The 16,828-nt window shown below is 50.1% G+C and carries 13 protein-coding genes and 1 pseudogene; 10 read left to right on the forward strand and 4 right to left on the reverse strand.

Annotated features, from left to right (window positions below):
- Positions 1-369 (reverse strand): helix-turn-helix domain-containing protein (locus ACY65G_RS30225; protein ID WP_464998018.1); only part of this gene is annotated, 369 nt, incomplete at its 3' end.
- A 1,238-nt stretch (positions 370-1,607) separates the two neighbouring features.
- Between ACY65G_RS30225 and ACY65G_RS30230 the strand changes: the two genes are divergently transcribed.
- From ACY65G_RS30230 to ACY65G_RS30245, 4 genes are all read left to right on the forward strand, one after another.
- The gene (locus ACY65G_RS30230) at positions 1,608-1,895 is read left to right on the forward strand and encodes a hypothetical protein (protein ID WP_465000978.1); all 288 of its coding nucleotides are present in this window, start codon (positions 1,608-1,610) and stop codon (positions 1,893-1,895) included.
- A 1,208-nt stretch (positions 1,896-3,103) separates the two neighbouring features.
- The gene (locus ACY65G_RS30235; protein ID WP_465000979.1) at positions 3,104-5,227 is read left to right on the forward strand and encodes a hypothetical protein; all 2,124 of its coding nucleotides are present in this window, start codon (positions 3,104-3,106) and stop codon (positions 5,225-5,227) included.
- Entirely contained in the window at positions 5,227-6,675 is a 1,449-nt protein-coding gene (locus ACY65G_RS30240; protein WP_465000980.1) for a P-loop NTPase family protein, read from the forward strand. Before ACY65G_RS30235 ends, ACY65G_RS30240 begins: the two co-directional genes overlap by 1 nt.
- Complete coding sequence (locus ACY65G_RS30245) at positions 6,659-8,431, forward strand: TnsD family Tn7-like transposition protein (protein WP_465000981.1); 1,773 nt, start codon at positions 6,659-6,661, stop codon at positions 8,429-8,431. The genes ACY65G_RS30240 and ACY65G_RS30245 overlap by 17 nt, the downstream gene beginning before the upstream one ends.
- Before the next feature lie 42 nt (positions 8,432-8,473).
- On the opposite strand, the gene ACY65G_RS30250 is transcribed toward ACY65G_RS30245, so the two are convergent.
- Positions 8,474-9,508 carry a TniQ family protein gene (locus tag ACY65G_RS30250; protein WP_465000982.1) on the reverse strand — a complete coding sequence of 345 codons (1,035 nt, stop codon included), beginning with the start codon at positions 9,506-9,508 and terminating at the stop codon, positions 8,474-8,476.
- 308 nt (positions 9,509-9,816) lie between these two features.
- Here ACY65G_RS30250 and ACY65G_RS30255 point away from each other — a divergent pair, with 308 nt between their 5' ends.
- Both ACY65G_RS30255 and ACY65G_RS30260 read left to right on the forward strand, forming a co-directional pair.
- Positions 9,817-10,041, forward strand: coding sequence for a hypothetical protein (locus ACY65G_RS30255; protein WP_465000983.1), 225 nt, complete (start codon positions 9,817-9,819; stop codon positions 10,039-10,041).
- Between the two features lie 54 nt (positions 10,042-10,095).
- Positions 10,096-10,281, forward strand: coding sequence for an antitoxin VbhA family protein (locus ACY65G_RS30260; protein ID WP_465000984.1), 186 nt, complete (start codon positions 10,096-10,098; stop codon positions 10,279-10,281).
- A gap of 282 nt (positions 10,282-10,563) precedes the next feature.
- On the opposite strand, the gene ACY65G_RS30265 is transcribed toward ACY65G_RS30260, so the two are convergent.
- Positions 10,564-10,995: an IS4/Tn5 family transposase DNA-binding protein gene (locus ACY65G_RS30265; RefSeq protein ID WP_465000985.1), complete on the reverse strand. Its 432-nt coding sequence runs from the start codon at positions 10,993-10,995 to the stop codon at positions 10,564-10,566.
- Positions 10,996-11,279: 284 nt separating this feature from the next.
- Between ACY65G_RS30265 and ACY65G_RS30270 the strand changes: the two genes are divergently transcribed.
- The 3 genes from ACY65G_RS30270 to ACY65G_RS30280 all read left to right on the forward strand — a co-directional run bounded on the left by ACY65G_RS30270 (position 11,280) and on the right by ACY65G_RS30280 (position 13,762).
- Complete coding sequence (locus ACY65G_RS30270) at positions 11,280-11,615, forward strand: hypothetical protein (RefSeq protein WP_465000986.1); 336 nt, start codon at positions 11,280-11,282, stop codon at positions 11,613-11,615.
- Positions 11,612-12,631 carry a hypothetical protein gene (locus ACY65G_RS30275; protein ID WP_465000987.1) on the forward strand — a complete coding sequence of 340 codons (1,020 nt, stop codon included), beginning with the start codon at positions 11,612-11,614 and terminating at the stop codon, positions 12,629-12,631. The genes ACY65G_RS30270 and ACY65G_RS30275 overlap by 4 nt, the downstream gene beginning before the upstream one ends.
- A 258-nt stretch (positions 12,632-12,889) precedes the next feature.
- On the forward strand, positions 12,890-13,762 hold the full coding sequence (locus ACY65G_RS30280; protein ID WP_465000988.1) for a glycoside hydrolase family 19 protein: 873 nt from the start codon (positions 12,890-12,892) through the stop codon (positions 13,760-13,762).
- Between the two features lie 711 nt (positions 13,763-14,473).
- Here the strand turns inward: ACY65G_RS30280 and ACY65G_RS30285 are convergent.
- A protein-coding gene (locus tag ACY65G_RS30285; RefSeq protein ID WP_465000989.1) for an IS3 family transposase occupies positions 14,474-15,621 on the reverse strand; the annotation gives its coding sequence in 2 pieces (ribosomal slippage) (positions 14,474-15,360 and positions 15,360-15,621; 1,149 coding nt in all).
- A gap of 99 nt (positions 15,622-15,720) precedes the next feature.
- Here ACY65G_RS30285 and ACY65G_RS30290 point away from each other — a divergent pair.
- A pseudogene (locus ACY65G_RS30290) lies at positions 15,721-16,828 on the forward strand (IS3 family transposase); the annotation flags it as partial.

Below are 16,828 nucleotides of genomic sequence, written 5' to 3' on the forward strand. Positions count from 1 at the left end.
TGTTCGTTTGCTTGATGGATTGACCCGCTCAGTTTGACCCTCCCTCCACACCCGCGCGAACGCTGCAACCCTGTCGTAAGAACCCTCAAATCCCAATTCCTTCAGGTCCTCATGGATCTGCTTTAGCGTACGCCGCTGCTTTCTAGATCGTGCTGCCTCGGTCTTGAGCATGGCTGAAAGTTGAATCGAGTATTTGTCGATTGCGCTGCGCGAGCGCCGCTCGGTGTAGGCCGGCTCGGTGATTTCCTCGCGCAGGTAGCGCCGGACAGTGTTTCTTGAGATGCCTAAGCGTCTGGCGATCTCTCTAAGGGGGACCTGGTCACGAATGTGCCAGCGTCGAATAATGCCTAGTAGTGCCACGTCGATCACTCCGGTTCCCCACTCAACTTGTTGAGCAGGATTGTGTCTTAAACGTGGGTCAGATTCACTTGCAAATTACTGGGTAAAGTGGGTCAGATTTCGCTGCAAATCAACACGGGTCAATTTGCGTGCAAATTGACCCGTGTGGAAGGGAAAAATCGATAGAAAACCGCTCTTTATAGGTTGACGTTGCACAACGGAGTAGCACGTGGAGCGCCTAGAATTCATAGCTAGATTGACCCACCTGCAAAACATTTTCGTGACCTTCGAACTTCAAACTCGACGCCTTAATTTCAGTCTTGCTCTGTCGAGTAGTTTTGCTTACTGCACTCATCAGCAAATTCACCACTTCTCTTTTAGTCAGCGCTGCTTGTGCCGTAGCTTCAGTCTGGACTATAAGCCTGCGCATAGATCCGACCGAGTGAAGGTAATGTGCCGAGCTGAAACTTCCTAACCACGGTTGATTGGTGCAAGCCGGCCATAGAACGAACTCGGTGTACTCGCCAAACGCTTGTGCGATACCGTGCTCATGAAACCAACATCCTAGTACCAAGCAGCACTCGCCGACGAAGCGGTAAAAAACTTCTGCAAGCTGAGGTTCGCCTGCAGCGTGCGCGAGGCGCAAGCAAACTACTAAAACGCCTAGGCCCTCAAGGCTCCCCTCACGAACCATCTGCGCACATCGCTTTCGCAACCAACGATAGTCGTGTATTGGCTTCCTTGGAACTACCAGCGATCGTGCAAGTAAGTCGTCTCCGAGCGCGCACGTCCTTCCTCTCAACATCTGAGCAGCATACAAGGCAGACTTTTCCAAGCGCAGCGCTAGCCAAAGGGGGGAGTCAAGAATTTCTACCGCCTGCGGACATGCTGCTCGACTGGAATCAATTATGCGCGCCGACGGAGCATGCTTACCTTGCCTGTAGCCTCGCCACCGCCTTGCGGCAACGATCATCTCTTCAGGCTCTCTCGGATCTACACGCTGCTGAATAGCCGTGGCGCTCTGCAGACCGAAAGTAATACGAAGTTCATGAAACCAACAAATTACCGCAAACACATCGGTGATGTGTCGGCGCCTCTCCGCCGGAGACTTTCGCGTAAGGGATGCGAAAGTGAAATCCGACAAAGATTTCGTAGTGGTATCAAGCACTTGCATCGATTACCTTTGCACTGTTCTCATGTCAAACGTGGCATCTAGTCGTGCATATCATAAAGCCATACCATGGTTAGTGAACAAGACGAGGCTTGACATGGACACTACGGACAAAGAAATGCAGAAGATTGCGGAGCAGATGACTGTCCGCTTAGAGGCGCAGTATGGCCCGCTACTAGGCTCGACAGCACTCATCAAAGTACTCGGATACCCATCTGCGTTCTCTTTCCAGCAGGCGTTGTATAGGGGCACAGTGCCTGTACCGGTGTTCAAGATTCAGCATCGACGCGGAAGCTTCGCGCTGGTTCAAGACGTTGCGCGGTGGCTGAGCGAGCAGCGGGCGCAGGCAAGTCGGGGCGGCGAAGGCCGCCAAGTCGCTTCGTAAGGATAATCCTAGAACGAACCGGAGAACATCATGTAGGTCAACACTACAAACGAAAACGCCACTGGGTTAGGAGCCAGTGGCGTTGCGTAGCGGGGGAAGCCCCCAACATTTTGTGATCAACTTGAATGTACTCGTCCATCGGACAGGAGTCAAGGGCTTCCTTTTCCATTCGATTTAAAAATGCCGGCTCCGTCGGCAGGAAAGGAACATCCATGGCTCAGCCCATGCACAAGACCCTTCCACGGCTCAGGGAGATCTTACGAAGACAGGATCCGCCGAAATGGGGACGTGGTTATGATCCCGCTATACGAGCTACCCGCGAAGAAGCGCCGGCCCGTAGCCGGCCGGCACAAGTATGGCATGAGGGGCTTGGGCGCTATTGCCATGTCCTGTCTTCGATAGAGCAAAAAGCGCTATTAGTCGCCCTGTTCAATCCCTCGCTGTTCGAGCTACACGAGCAGCGCGTACTCGCCACGGAGCCCAGGCCCCATCCGCTTGCTGGACACGAGTGTGCGGTCGGCTTGGCACTGCCTCCGCTACGGGGAACGATCAGTGTCTGTGAGCGGCTCGACTTAATCGCGTACCACCAGTGGATCTATATCGACCACCCAGATGGAACTGGACGAGTGCCGGTGCCTTACCCTTTTGTCGGAGATTTTTTACTTTTTCTCGCTGACGATCACGGACCTTACTGCGTCAACTGGACCATCAAAGGTGCTGTCGAAGAGTTCGGGCGCAAGCTGCTGGGGGAAAGGCCGTCTCGTTCGCCCGGAAAGTCAGCGATAGCCATACGAGCTAGGCACGCTATCGAAGACCGCTACTACGCAGATGCTGGGATTCCGACTATTCGTATCGTAGACCGAGACTTGCCCGAAATGTTCGTGCAAAACATTCGGAGCATTTTCTTGATGAAGCACAGGACAGAGTGCCCGCCTTTACCTATCTACGCCGAAATATGCGAGCGGCTCCAGGCGAGTACGCAAACTGGGCAACGCCCACTTGATGTTTTGCTGTCAGTAATGCGCCGGCATGACATCTCTCTGGAAACAGCACGCTCTGCATTTGGACGAGCGCTCTGGCAACGCGATGTCAGGAGCGAATTAATGGATGAAGCAATTTTCATCGATAGCCCACTACGGCCAGAGCGACGGGATCCGCTACAAGTGTTTGCCCCTTGGTTCTCTCGTCAAAAGGGATAGGGACGAATCATGCAAATTGGCACCCAAATATACGCCCCAGATGGCTATGAAGTACTCAGCAAAGGCTGTGTATATCATCTTTTGCTTAGTGATCAGGAACGACAGCGAGTCCTCTTGGTGGAGTTCAGAGCTCAGGAAAAAAACCAGCTGGACCCTAGCGAAACGTCACCACAGAGCCTTGATAAGACTACAGTCAGCGCACGCGGCTCGAGAACAAGGCCAGAGAGACCATGTCTTCGGTTTCGGCCGGTTGTCCATTATATGTCTCGTCATAGCTTCGAAGTTGGTATCGACGATGGCTACATATTCCAGTGTGAAGAGCAAGCAGAACTGCCACCTTGGTTATCGAACATGACAGTGGCAGACCTGCGTACATACGCTGATCAGCGCGGGTCACGCAAGAAGAGCCACGACCAGCGTATAGATCAAATGCTGAAGCACTTATGGCCTCTGGTGCAGGACCTCTATCAGGTACTTGCCACTGATATTCCAGACCAGCTAATAAACGCTTACGCAAGAGCGTGTGAACCCAAGCAAAATGAGACCCGATTCCGATCAGCGTTCTATGCGTATGTTTGCTTTGGCCTGAGTCGGTGGGCCTTGCACTATACGGTTGATCGGATTGGACGATGGGATCGCAGCAGCGTTGTAAAAAAGCTGGGACGGCCATCTAGATTACGCGGTGCCCATCATGGCTATTCAACCAATGATCCAAGGATGATCGAGAACATGCTAGAGGGCTATCGTAAGTTTGCCGGTGCCGGCAGGCACCTTAGCCGCATTTATCGCGAGACGCTCGTGTCAATATTTGGCTGTATGGCGCACACGGAACCTTCGGGTAAAAAAGCATTTATACATCCAAATGGTAATCCGTTTCCGTCCCTTGCCCAGTTTGCGTATCGCATCGCTAAAGAGTATCCACTAGAAGTTCGCCAGACCCATAAGTACGGCCACTCTCGGGTACGCAACAAACTGAAGCATTCGCAAGGACGGTTTGCAGAGAGCGTGGGAAACCTCATGGAGCGAACAGAGCAGGACGCTTATTGTTGCGACCAAGTAGCAAAGGGCTATCTTCCTGGGAGCCATCTCCCCGCGTTATGGGTTGTGCGTATCCGGTGCATAGCATCTGGAATGATTGTAGGAATTGGCTTTTCGTTTGGCTCAGAGACCGCTGCGGCGTATCGCATGGCGCAGTTTTGCGCGGCTATCGGCAAAGTGCAATTTTGCAACCTCTTCGGTATCTCCATTGAAAATGAGGACTGGCCGAGCGTCGGCGTTTCTCCTCATGTCATTAATGATCGCGGGCCAGGAAGTACCGCCAAAGCGGATGCGGCCGACCCAGCATTGCGCCCCATCATTAAGGAGGCTGCACCAAGTTACTCCGGACAGTCAAAGGCGTCGGTCGAGACGACGCATCCAAAACTCGTTAAAACGGAGGGTAAGCCGCGCTATCGCGAGACGCGCCTGTCGATTCCTCAAATAGCCGCGCAAGAGATACTCCGCGCGGTTGCCGATAACCATAGTCTCGACGTTAGTGACCGGCTCAACAACAATGTACTTGGTGAGGGAATATTGCCTACGCCTGCGACGCTTTGGCATTACCTAGATCGTAGAGGGCGGAACCAAGGAATCTTGGTCGGATTTGAGAATGCTATCAGGGCTTTTCTTACGCCCGTCGATGTTACAGTGCGGGACGATGCGGTGTACTTCAAGGACACCCGATTTTATTCGGACCAACTAAAGACTTCTGGCGTGCTGCAGAAAGCACATGCTCTCGGTCGATATGTTCTCAAAGGATTTGTTCTTGATGCTTGCGTTCGACACTTATGGGTAGAGCTTGGCACCGAATTGGTGGAAGTAGATGCCATGCTTAGCATTCGAGATGACCAAGAACAGCTCTATATTTCCATACTCGAGATCGAGCAGTTGCAGCAGTTGCGTCGCGATGCCAAGCTTGAGCTCAAGCAGCATCGATTGGCTGCCAAGTCAGAATATGAGGCCGCTTTTGAATCGTATACCGGAATTGCTTTCGAACAGGCTGAAACAAAAGCCGGCCGGTCGCGGCGAGCAAAGGAAAATTCTCAAAAAGATAAACGCGCGATTATCGATTACCTTCGCGCAGGGAGGCAGTGATGAGTCAATTAGATTGTCAACCTGAATGGATGTCCTGGTTTTTAAGACTGGACTCAGATGGCGCAATCCGGCGTGCAGCATATATGCCGGTGAAACCGATCGATGATTTTGACGCAATGGGTATTGAAGAGGCTTGCAGAAACCTAGAGCTTCGGTGGAAAGAGGTCTTCGTTCCTGGCCCCCAGCACATCGCCATTTTGCGAAGTCTCGTGGAGCAAGCTCGCGACATTGCAAGATCACAATATCCAACATTACGGGCATATAATCGTTATCGAAGCGAAGGCACACAGCCGTCTTCAAGCTTTCAACCAATCCATTGTCTTACAGGGTTAGCGGGAGTAAGCAAATCATCCCTCATGAAAGCATTTGAGCGAATTTGTGGACTCGGCGATGACGGGATGCTAATTGCGGAAGGACAGCGACTAAACTTGTGGCCTGTCCGCCGAATCGCGATCGATGGACAGCAGTCAGTATGCAGTGTGCTTAAAGAAATATCCAATCCAATTGCCGTAGCCGGAAAGCAGATGTCCGATACCGCGATGCTAATGTCTCATGTCCGGGATTGGCTAGCAACGACGGCTACCTGCCTACTTGTTGTGGACGAAATGCAGTTCTTTACACAAAGCAGTACGGCGAGCACGAAGACTTCCCAGCTCATCATGACTCTGGCAACTCTAGGGGTTCCCTTGCTATTTGTGGCAAATTATTCGTTAGTAAACAAGCTTTTACAACGTCCACAAGAAGAGAAGGACCGGCTGCTCTCTGCGCCCATCGTTTTGAATCCACCAGCAGCTGACGAGTTTTGGTGGACGGAGTGCGTGATGGAATATTGCAAGGCGGCGCCAGGACGCTTTCTCATAACAGAACCGACAGACATTGAGGAGATCCACAAGCTGACTGCCGGATTATGTCGAGCCTTGAAGGAGTTACTTTTACACGCATACCGGGAAGCGTCGAAAAGGGGCGGCGCGATCGTTACGATGCACGAGGTAAGGCTTGCCTATAGTTGCCGCAGTTATAGCGCGCGCCGTAAAGACATAGAGGATCTTGCATCGTTGTCGATATCGCCGGCGATGGGCGCGCGGAGACCGGATCTTGTCTGTACCTTCAACGAGTGGCCTGCTAGATCTGAGCAGCTTCAACCGGGCAAGACGGCTAAGAGCGAAATCGCTATCCTGCCTCCCGATGTATCCGCAGCGCTGCTTGAAAGCACAATTAGTGCTGATGCAAGAAAAACGCTTCGAGAGCTGCGAGACTCATCTATGCACACTCCTGAGGACCACAGTGCCAGGGTGCTGCCAATGCGTAAGCGAACTCCCGTTTCAGCGGACTCGTTGCTTGACGGAGCGAGGCTACTTCGGCAGGCGACGGATAGAAATAGGCCGGCCAAGGAAAAGTCTTCTCCTGTACTTGATGAGCTAACTCGCAGCCATGAAGACACAAACTGAATTGTGCGAGCTTCCAATTGGCCTTACGCCGCTACCAGATGAGACGTTGTTCAGCTGGTGCAGCCGCTATCATCAGCTGGCGGCGAACGGCCACGCGAGGAACACCTCCATCCAACTTTTTGGTGATGCTCGTGCAGGGCTTGTGCATGACTTTCCTTCGCGAGTTGCTGAGCTGGCAGTTAGGACCCAAGGCATGCTGGGGGCCGCGTACCAGATCATACGTACAAGGACACTTCTCGACTTCTATTTGCCCTTCAAGCCGAGTGAGTTGGGCGACCAGGCCGATGCTTCAATGTGTGGACATGGGATTGCTCACTTGAAATACCGCTTAGGTCTTCTGACGAGTGGAATCGGCGCTGCACATCCTTTGAAGGCCTGCCCTGCATGTATCTCTAACGATCAGTACACCCACGGATGGGCGTATTGGCGGCGTAGTCATCAATTGCCCGGAGTTTGGCTATGTGCAGCCCACCAAGTTCCACTCAATACATTACCGCCGGGCGAAAATCACACTGACGGGATGTGGGTTTTGCCGAATACACTGAATTGCACACTGTTGGGAATTGCTCGGCCTCTAAATTCGGCATTGGAGATGGAGTGGCTAATGAAACTGGGAAAGCTCAGCGTAGAGCTTGTCTCACAGGGACGCGGCTGCTTCGCCGATCCGAATCGAATCGCTATAGCCTTCAGCTCCCGGCTACGGGCTCTTGGCCTTATCCGATCGGCTGGACGTATTCATTGGCCCTCGGTATCTCGTTATCTAAACGTTCTCGCAAAAAGGCTGACTTGCCTACCGGGGTTAAACCATGAGGCTGATTCATTCTTGCTTCGCAGTCAGTTGACGCGTGTTCTATCTGGCCGCTCGTGTTCTCATCCTTTACGTAATTTGATTTGGATAACAGCATGGTTCGACAATTTAGTTGATTTTCGGGAATTATATGAAGCAGAATATAGCGAACTTCTTACATTTACTCCTCTAGAGGCCCATGCCGTATTAAGTCCATGGTGCAATCAAATGTCGAGTGTCCACCGCGACTTACTAAAGGAAGTTAGCCAAGGTGAAACAACAATGACAGCGGCGGCGCGCCGTGCAGGTGTCGCGTACACGACGTTTGCCTCATGGGCTTCCAAGGAGAATATCGAAGTCCTGCGGCGTCCAAAGAAAGTTTTCTCGACAACTTGGTCTCGTGCAGTGGACAAACTGCTTGCTGGTGCCGATAAGGCACAGGTAGCATCTGAGTGCGATATAGCAATTGTTTCGGTGACTCGGATATTGAGAACCGTACCTGGCTTGCAAGAAAAGTGGCATCAGGTCCGGCGTGATCGCGCCCAGGCAGTCGCGCGTGCCACATGGGAAAACGTTTCAGGTTTATTCCCATACTTGGGGATTAAGGGGATTAGGTCTTTGGAGCCGGCGATCTATGCGTGGTTGTATAGGAATGATCGTGAGTGGCTGAATGCATCGACCAAGGATTTGCCCCCTGTGCCGCGAGCCAATCATTCGGCTAGGCGCGTTGAAATAGCAGATGAACGAATGGCCGCGGCCCTCAAGCAGCTCGCTTGCGCGTGGGAGACTGGTAGGGATAAGAGAACATTGGGGGAACTTCGACGCGCGGTTCCTGGAATCGGAAAGGCTATCAATTTTCCTCTGCAGTGGCCGTCAACAATCCGGGCCTTAAAATTTATTTTAACGACCAAGAATACCGCTGACCAAGTCAATGATAATACCGATTTTACACGCAACTTATTAAGATGAAACCCCAAATTTACGGGCATGCATCTGAATGCCGTCGCATTTTTAAATGCTTGTAACGATTTTATTTCTAATATATGCTTCTACCTCATGCAGATTTGCCCCGGCTTTCGTACATGCTTTAAATAAGCTATCGCCTTTTATAAAAGAACTCAAAGCAGTATGTACGAGTGTATCTGCATCGGTAGGTTCATCTAGCCGAAAGTTCTCTTCGGTGAGTGCATTCAAGGCTTCTTCAGCTACATCATAAAGTACAGAAAGGATTGTTGCACACGCGAGAGTTGGGTAAGCTAGGTGTTTATCAACGCAAGCGCCGTCCACTTTTCTGATGTGTTGACCGCGATTTTTTGCAATGACCTCAGGCATATGCTTTTGAAGCCAAGATGCAGGAAATTGCTGGCGAATCAAATCGCTGGTGACGTCTCTTTTACCAATCTCTCCGACCCTTAGCCCTAGCTGACGGCATCGCTGCGAGACTACGACATTCCACGCTTTTACGCGTAAAGGATTTGACTGTTTAAGCCAAGTATGTAGAATGTATTCGAGACGTTGTAAAGCCGGATTTCGATTTTCAATTTTTATATTATTTTTGTCAGGGGGCTCTAGCTGATATGAAGGAGGGGGTAAAATGGGTAGAATATTAGCCTGCGATAAGGGGGTTCGATGTTCCATACACCAATCAATTCCACCGATCTGATGAGTGCGGCGCCAGTGGCTAAAGCCACGAACCTTGATGTCTTGTACTGAGCAAACCGCACACCATTTAAGTGCATCACATGACTTGGCGAAACCATATAGTTTGGCGTGGGTATGCCACTGCGAAGTCTCTTGTTTTGAGCCGTCCTGGCCTGTGATAGGATAAAGGACAGGGATCATTGAATGCCTTAATGTGAAGTCATCTTTTTCAATGCCACAAGCAGCTGCTAATAGCCAGACAGACGGCGTTTCTTTAGCAGCAGCACTTGATCGCAAGGATTTGAGCGCCCATGGAATCGACGTGATGCAGTTCAACCTTGCGAATCTTCCCAGCACTCCTAATGCTAGTTCGTCTTCCAACGGAATCGGTATGCTCTGGCTCACACTTTGCTCCTACCTTTATATATGGCCTGTGAGTAAAAGGCCAGCTAAACGAGGTCCTTAAAATGATGAGGAATCATAATGGCAAACATGAGTAGAAGTCACCTATTTTCTTTTCCGGTCTCTGCCCTTGTTGAGGGCAGATTTATTTGCTTTCGATACAGAGAATTCGTACGTTGCACTCAAGTTCAAGAGTAAGGATGTTGGTTATTGGCTACCTTATGAAAGGCTCAACCAATATGGTGAGCTGCAACGCCTTGCTATTCGCTGTTCAAGTCGACGAAGCGCTAAATTTTAAAGGCTGGTGAAAAATGGATGAAAAATTCAGAACCTTAAGGATCAGTATGGACTTATCTCCACAACTCAATCAGCGCCTTGAGGAAATCAGTTTGCAACATGGGCTCGACAAGATCGACATCGTGCGGCGAGCGTTTGCTCTATTTGATTTTGCGGTTATGGCAAGCGAGAAAAACGAGCGGATAGGCGTAATTGACCAAGATGGGAAACTTGTACAAGAAGTCGTCGGATTGCTGTGAGCAGCATACTTCATCATTAAGTGATAGGCTGTATTTTCGAGCCGAAAGGACTATATGCAGGTTGATCCTGAAAATTACCGTGCCGAAGCAGTGAAGCAAACTTTAGCTAGCTGGGCCATTGAAGGCTTCAAGCCCGATGCGTACTATATGGAACTAGTAGAGCGCTACATAAAAGGCGAAATAACTACGGCGCAGATGCGCGAATTAATTATTGCCAATTATTTACAGACCACGTCATGAAAACGTTATAATCATCAAGCATAGCTTGCTTTGCCGGCGTCCATAACCCATCAATAATGATTGAATCCAAGTGTACATGATAAGCAACGCCGAGAATTATAGAGCTTAGCAGAGCTATGCTTACTCACTTTACTGCTTAGCAAGATCGCAAGCAATATAGTGCTTCCATGTGGCTTTAAGGACTGACATTGCTATGGGCGCCTTGCACCGCACGATCGTCTATCGTGTGCTGAGTGCGGACCACCCACCCCGCTGGCCGTTCTCGTCCATGAGCTCGCGTGCCTACATCCATACGTCGAGTATTCCCAGCGGTTCTCGCGCAGTCGCTACGGCATCAGTCGGATGCACATACATGCCGCGCTGGGCATCGTAGCTGAACGGTCCCGAGCCGTCGGCGTGCTGTCCGTTAAAGTCCAGTTCTGTCCAGTATTGCAAACACAGCACCACCGATTGCTGCGTTATCCATTGTTCCGTTTGCTGCCAGTGCGGTTCTAGGATCGCTTGCCACTCCACGCTGTCATTGTCGAAGAAGCGATACGCGGCCATTGTTTCTCCCCAACCGTTGCAGGCCTTCGTCGCGCTTGCCGTTGGTGCCGCGGCCATACTTTTCATCATCGCCCTCGCTCGCAGGTATAGGCGCGCATCGCCCAGATCAAGTTGCCAAATTCTGTCATTGTCCAGCTTGCCGATCTGTTTTCCAATTGCGCCACGCAAAAGGCAGAGTAAATGCTATGTCGCCAGAGCTCACAAGGGCTTAGCTAACTTATTGAATGTATGTAGTTTTGTCGGATGCGGCACTTCCACTTATGTATAACGAGATGAGCTAAACGCCGATTTCCGGCCGTGTAGCACGAACCCACTTCGCTTTGATCCGGAATTTCATAAGCTCTGAAGCCGACTGCTAAATCGCAGTCACTATCAACTCGCTATCTGTAATCTATATACCACACTACCGTCAATTAGTTGACCAAAAAACTAACCAAGAGTAACCTGAAAAAATGGTGAATTCATTTATTTCATTTATGCATTGCCTAGCACTGCGTTTATTTATCGCGGTTAGTTTCTGCGCTTGCACTTCTATTAATCCAATAGCAACAGAAGATGAGCTCAATCATACGTCAAAGATAATCAAATACGAGGGCTTCGGAGTATTTATTTCTCATGGTCATTTTAGCCTTGGTTGGCTTAATGAAACCAGAATAGAGATTCCGAAGGGGCGGTGTGAAGTGATTATTCTTTCAAACAACGTAGAAGAGATAAGAAAGTTGCTTTCAATTTTTCCGGAAGCTGAAAAAATTAAAAATATTTGTTTATTTAGGGAGCCAGTAAAATGAAATATATTGCGTACATCACATCTGTTGCCGTTCTTCTAACTGGCTGTTCCGCATTAGAGCAAGCCCCATTGGTATATTCATCTAAAGCAACTTTAGGGGTTGATATTTCGGCTACTTCTACTGAAACGCCAGGTATCTCACTTAGCGTCGGCTATAAGCAAGTGGACGCCGCTTATGTACCTGTCGCGGTAGCGAAAGAATGTAAAGGCACACCCGAACACTGCATTAACGAGATTTATAAGTTGGTTCCGATAATAGGAGATAGCGCTACTGGAACAAACAAGCCAACTGTTAGTCAGCTAGAAGCGGATAAAACTCGTAAAGAATACGAACAAGCCGTTATAGATACAGATACTGCGAAAAAGCAGTATGACGGTGCCGCAGCTAATGTTAATCAACTCAACAAACGCAAGGCAGAATTATCCGCTACGGATGCGAAATTTGTCGAGCAAACGGCCGCTCTTGGGGAAATAAATAGATACGTAAAGCCGTTAGAGGACAAAAAAAACGCAGGCACACCTCTGACTCAGGAAGAGGAATCGGAACTTTTAAAGCTGCGCCTTAAAATGCAAGCATTAACACCGTTAAGTCTCAGTGCAGAGCAGAAGGCTGAGCTTCAAAATTTGGATTCGAAAATTATTGAGGCGCAGACTACCATGTCAACAGCATTTGGAACGTATAGCGATAAAAAGGTTATTCAAGAAAAGCTTGCGCCTGCGGCAAAAATAGCCGAGCAGCTCAATAATTTAACCCGAAAAGATTCTTATTCTGTCTACGGGCGTTTCGAAGCAGATACAGGAGTCAAGACAAATGCCGCTTCTGTCGGGTTAGGCAAGGTATTTTCCACGGGCGTGGCTTCACAAAATCTCGCGCATGGTCTTGGTGAGTATTATAAGAACCTCGGGATGGCAGCTTGCTATGATGCCGTTGCAAGAATAAAGACGGATAAATCAAGTCAAGAGGAAGTCGCTAAGTGGTTAAAAGATTGTCGAGGGGAGGTGCCGAACGCATTGTAGCGCGGAGTGTGATGGCTACCGGATTAGTAAGTTTGGCTGTAAATATGAGTGCAGTCAAAAAGAACATTTAATATTAACTGTAAAAAATTTATTAATTAATCATATTCTACAGTGCCACGCGGCAAATTTTTAACTATTACTTAGAATGTAAAGAATTAGCCTCTCTTTGTTTGGGTAATAAATAAAGTCATTAATACTTATGCGTTGGATTGAAAAAATATTGATACTACAATAATTTTTCTAAACTAGGAGCCTGCTATGTATATTTTCACTGTAGTAAGACAAATATTTTCAGTGTCAATATTTATATACCTAGGAATGATAAGAGTAGCGCATGCCGAATCCGCTGCGCAAGAGTCCCGTTGCCCGAGCTCCAATATTGGGAAGATTGCGGAAGAACTAAAATTTCCTGTAGCCACACCGAGTGAGATTCTAATTGATCGTAAGGTTTTTTGGAAGAAAATGGAAGACATAATAAATTCTAAAGAAGTATTTGTGTTTATAAATAAAGGGGGAATAAAGAAAGAGGTATATTTCCATAAAGGATTATTGGATGACAAACAACGAGCCTCGGTTAACTCGATTTTGGATCATTGGGAGGGAACGAATCCGACTCATCCAAAGCATTTGGCCCTTATGCTTGGTACTGCTTACAGGGAGACATGTGGACTACTTTCAAGCCATGTCGGCGAGGCATGTGGATGTAAAAGGATCTGTAGCCGTGCCGAGTTAAGGGGCAGCAGGTATGGTCAAAAGGATAGTTGCGGTAGGGCATACTTTGGGCGCGGATTTGTTCAACTTACCCATGACTATAACTACGAAAACGTAGGTAGAAAACTCAATATTCCACTTAAAGACTATCCTGATTTAGCTTATGAGGAATCGATAGCTATTAGGATGTTGGTGCAAGGTGTACAGGGCCAGTGGTATGCGGGGAAGCCTCTGAATAATTATCTCGATGACGAACGATCCAATTGGGTGGCGGCGCGTAAGGCTGTCAATCCGGGGTCTCCCAACAAGGTCGCAACCGGCTACCTTAGCTGCCGATTTTACGATGCCCTTCAAGCGGCTTATAAGATAGCTGCACCCAAACAACGTCCAGAGGTGTGCATGCAACTAAAAAATGAATGAGATAGATTACAACGAGTCTCAGAACGTGTTAGTCCGCGATCATGCTGAGATTCTATCGCTCTGCTGCACTTGATAGTGAGCTCTGCAATGAGCTTTGCAGTTTCTCTGTCTTGCCGAGGCTTCATAGCTATCTTCTCTCGAGAGGCGCTGATTGGAGTACGCATCTTAGTTTGATTGCCTCAAACTTGGCTTCCATTACTTTTACGCATCGTGCGGGACTATCGCAGGGCATGTATGCATGGCATCCTGCTGGGGTAGACATATTTAGGTCCGAAACTTCCAGCCATCTTGACGCTTAGGCATGTCTGCTTAGAGCCTGAGCAGCCTGTTGTGCCAGGCCGCTAGTTTTTCGGCCTGGCAACATGTTATCTTAGCCCGACCGGCCGGAATCGGCCAGGAGCGGCCTTTGCAATCCAGCTTTACGGCACTTCAAAGATTGTTGGCCGCAGACCTAGGGGGGCGATGGAATTTGGAGTCGTAAATCGCGTATTGTTGGGGTTGACGCAGATGATGGCATGATCACTGCAGCCGTCGATGTAGCTAGCCAGGGGTTCAAAGGAGTATCACAGGTCTACACGACTGCGAAAGCGTTCGAGGAGCTGTCCTCACGACTCAGGCTCTTTCCTGAAGGCCCCACAAAATCCCTTGAGTGCTGTGGTCTAATTTGTCCGGGCACCTCATGGGCTTCCCACGATTTGACGGACACTTCCTCTAGGCGCTTTTTAAATTTTCAAATTGTACTGGACTGATGTAGCCCAACGTTGAATGCCTGCGTCTTGGGTTGTAGAACCGCTCGATGTAATCGAACACATCAGCGCGTAGTTCATCCCTAGTTTTGTAATGCCGTTTGGCCAAGCGCTCTGTTTTCATCGTCGAGAAAAAGCTCTCCATTGCCGCGTTATCCCAACAATTTCCGCGACGGCTCATACTGCATACGATGCCATGTGAATCAAGCAGACGCTGGAAGTTCTCGCTGGTGTATTGCGATCCTTGATCGGAATGGTGCAGCACTGACTTGGGCCGGCCACGTCGAAACACTGCCATCAGCAAGGCATCCATCACAAGCTGCGACGTCATCGTTCGCTGCATCGACCAACCCACCACGCGGCGGGAAAACAGATCGAGTACCACTGCAACGAAAAGCCATCCTTCGCTCGTCCAAACGTAGGTAAAGTCGGCAGCCCATTTTTGATTAGGTGCTGTAGCTTCAAACTGGCGATCCAGAAGATTTGGTGCAATCGAATGCACGACATCGTCAACCTGACCAGGCTTCTGTCGCCGCCTGTGGCGGGCCTTTAATCCTGCGGCTTTCATCAATCTCGCCACCCTGTTCTCGCTACACGCATGGCCTGCATCCTGCAGATCACGGAAGACACGAGGAGAGCCATACGTGTTATCGCTAGCCTGATGGCTCAGACGAATGGACTTAAGCAGGCGCTCGTTTTCCTGGTCACGTGCGCTGGGTGGCCGCTCAAACCAGTCATAGAAGCCGCTGTGGGAAACACCAAGGACTCGACACATGGTTCGGGTAGGCCAGATTGCCCGATGCTTGGCAATAAAGGCGTACTTCACTTGGGCTCTGCAGCGAAGTAGCCGAGCGCCTTTTTTAATATATCGCGCTCCGTCTTGACCTTTGCGAGCTCGCGGCGCATACGCTCGTACTCCTCTGCCGACACAGCATCGGATGCCTTTGCAGCGGGCGATTTGCCAGCTTCTTCCTCGCGGTACCAGCGGGCCAACAGGCTTCCCGATATACCAAGATCCCTTGCGATATCCGCTTTGCTTGCGCCGGACTGGTCGACCAGCTTTACAGCTTCGCGCTTAAACTCTTCAGAAAACGACCTACGTTGACGTGCCATGAAAGACCTCCGATAGTGACATGATACCTATCGAAAGTGTCCGTCGTCATGGGGGAAGCCCATCAATAGGTGGAAAATCCACCACGTGAGTGGCATTACATGCCAAGACAACGCAAGACATTCGATACCAGCCTAAAGCTGGAAGTCGTTCGTATGATCAAAGAACAAGGCCTGAGCGTCCAGAACGTCAGCGAGAGCATGAGCATCGGTTCAACTGCGATCCGGCGTTGGCTGACGCAGTACGGTAACGAATAGAACGGCCAGCCAGGGATAGGCAAGCCCCTCACCACGGAGCAGCAGCGCATACGCCAGCTGGAGCTCGAAAACCGCCAACTTCGCCAGGACGTTGACATCTTAAAAAAGGCCTCGGCCTTCTTTGCCCGCGAAATGAAATGAGCTTTGAACTCATTCATCAGCTGCAACAGGAGGCCATCCCGGTCCAGCAGAGTTGCCGTGTTCTGTCCGTCAGCCGTTCCGCATACTACGAGGCGCGGCGTCGTTCTGCTAAACCGATTTTGTGCAAAACAAGCGTCCACCTGAAGGCCGCATTTGTGGCCAGCCATCAAAGCTATGGAAGCCGCCGCATGGTCACAGCAATGGCGAACCAAGGCATCGTAATCGGGCGCTACAAGGTACGAAGTTTGATGCGTAAAGCGGCCCTCAAGCCCGTCTGGAAGCGCAAGGTCGTCCACACCACTGACAGCAAACACAATCTGCCGGTGGCGGCTAACGTGCTCAATCGGCAGTTCAATCCGCCTGCGCCGGACATGGCCTACGTGACTGACATCACTTACATCCGTACCGGTGCCAGCTGGCTGTATCTGGCCATCGTGCTTGACCTGTTCGCTCGTAAGGTGGTGGGCTGGTCTATGGCCCCGAGCATGCCTGCAGAGCTGGTCTGCAAGGCCTTGACCATGGCCATCCAGCACCGGCGGCCGGCACCAGGCTTGGTCGTCCATTCTGACCGTGGCAGCCAGTACGCCAGCAAGCTGTACCAAGACCTGCTCGATGAGCACGGCTTCGTTTGCAGCATGAGCAGGAAAGGCAATTGCTGGGACAACGCCGTCGCTGAGCGCTTCTTCCTGAACCTCAAAATGGAGCGTGTTTGGCAGCGACAGTACGCCAACCAATTGGAGGCCAAGGCCGACATAACGGACTATATCGTCGGCTTCTACAACTGCAAGCGTTTGAATTCAGTACTGGGCAA

It is taken from the genome of Pseudoduganella sp. jia 12 (assembly GCF_055502675.1).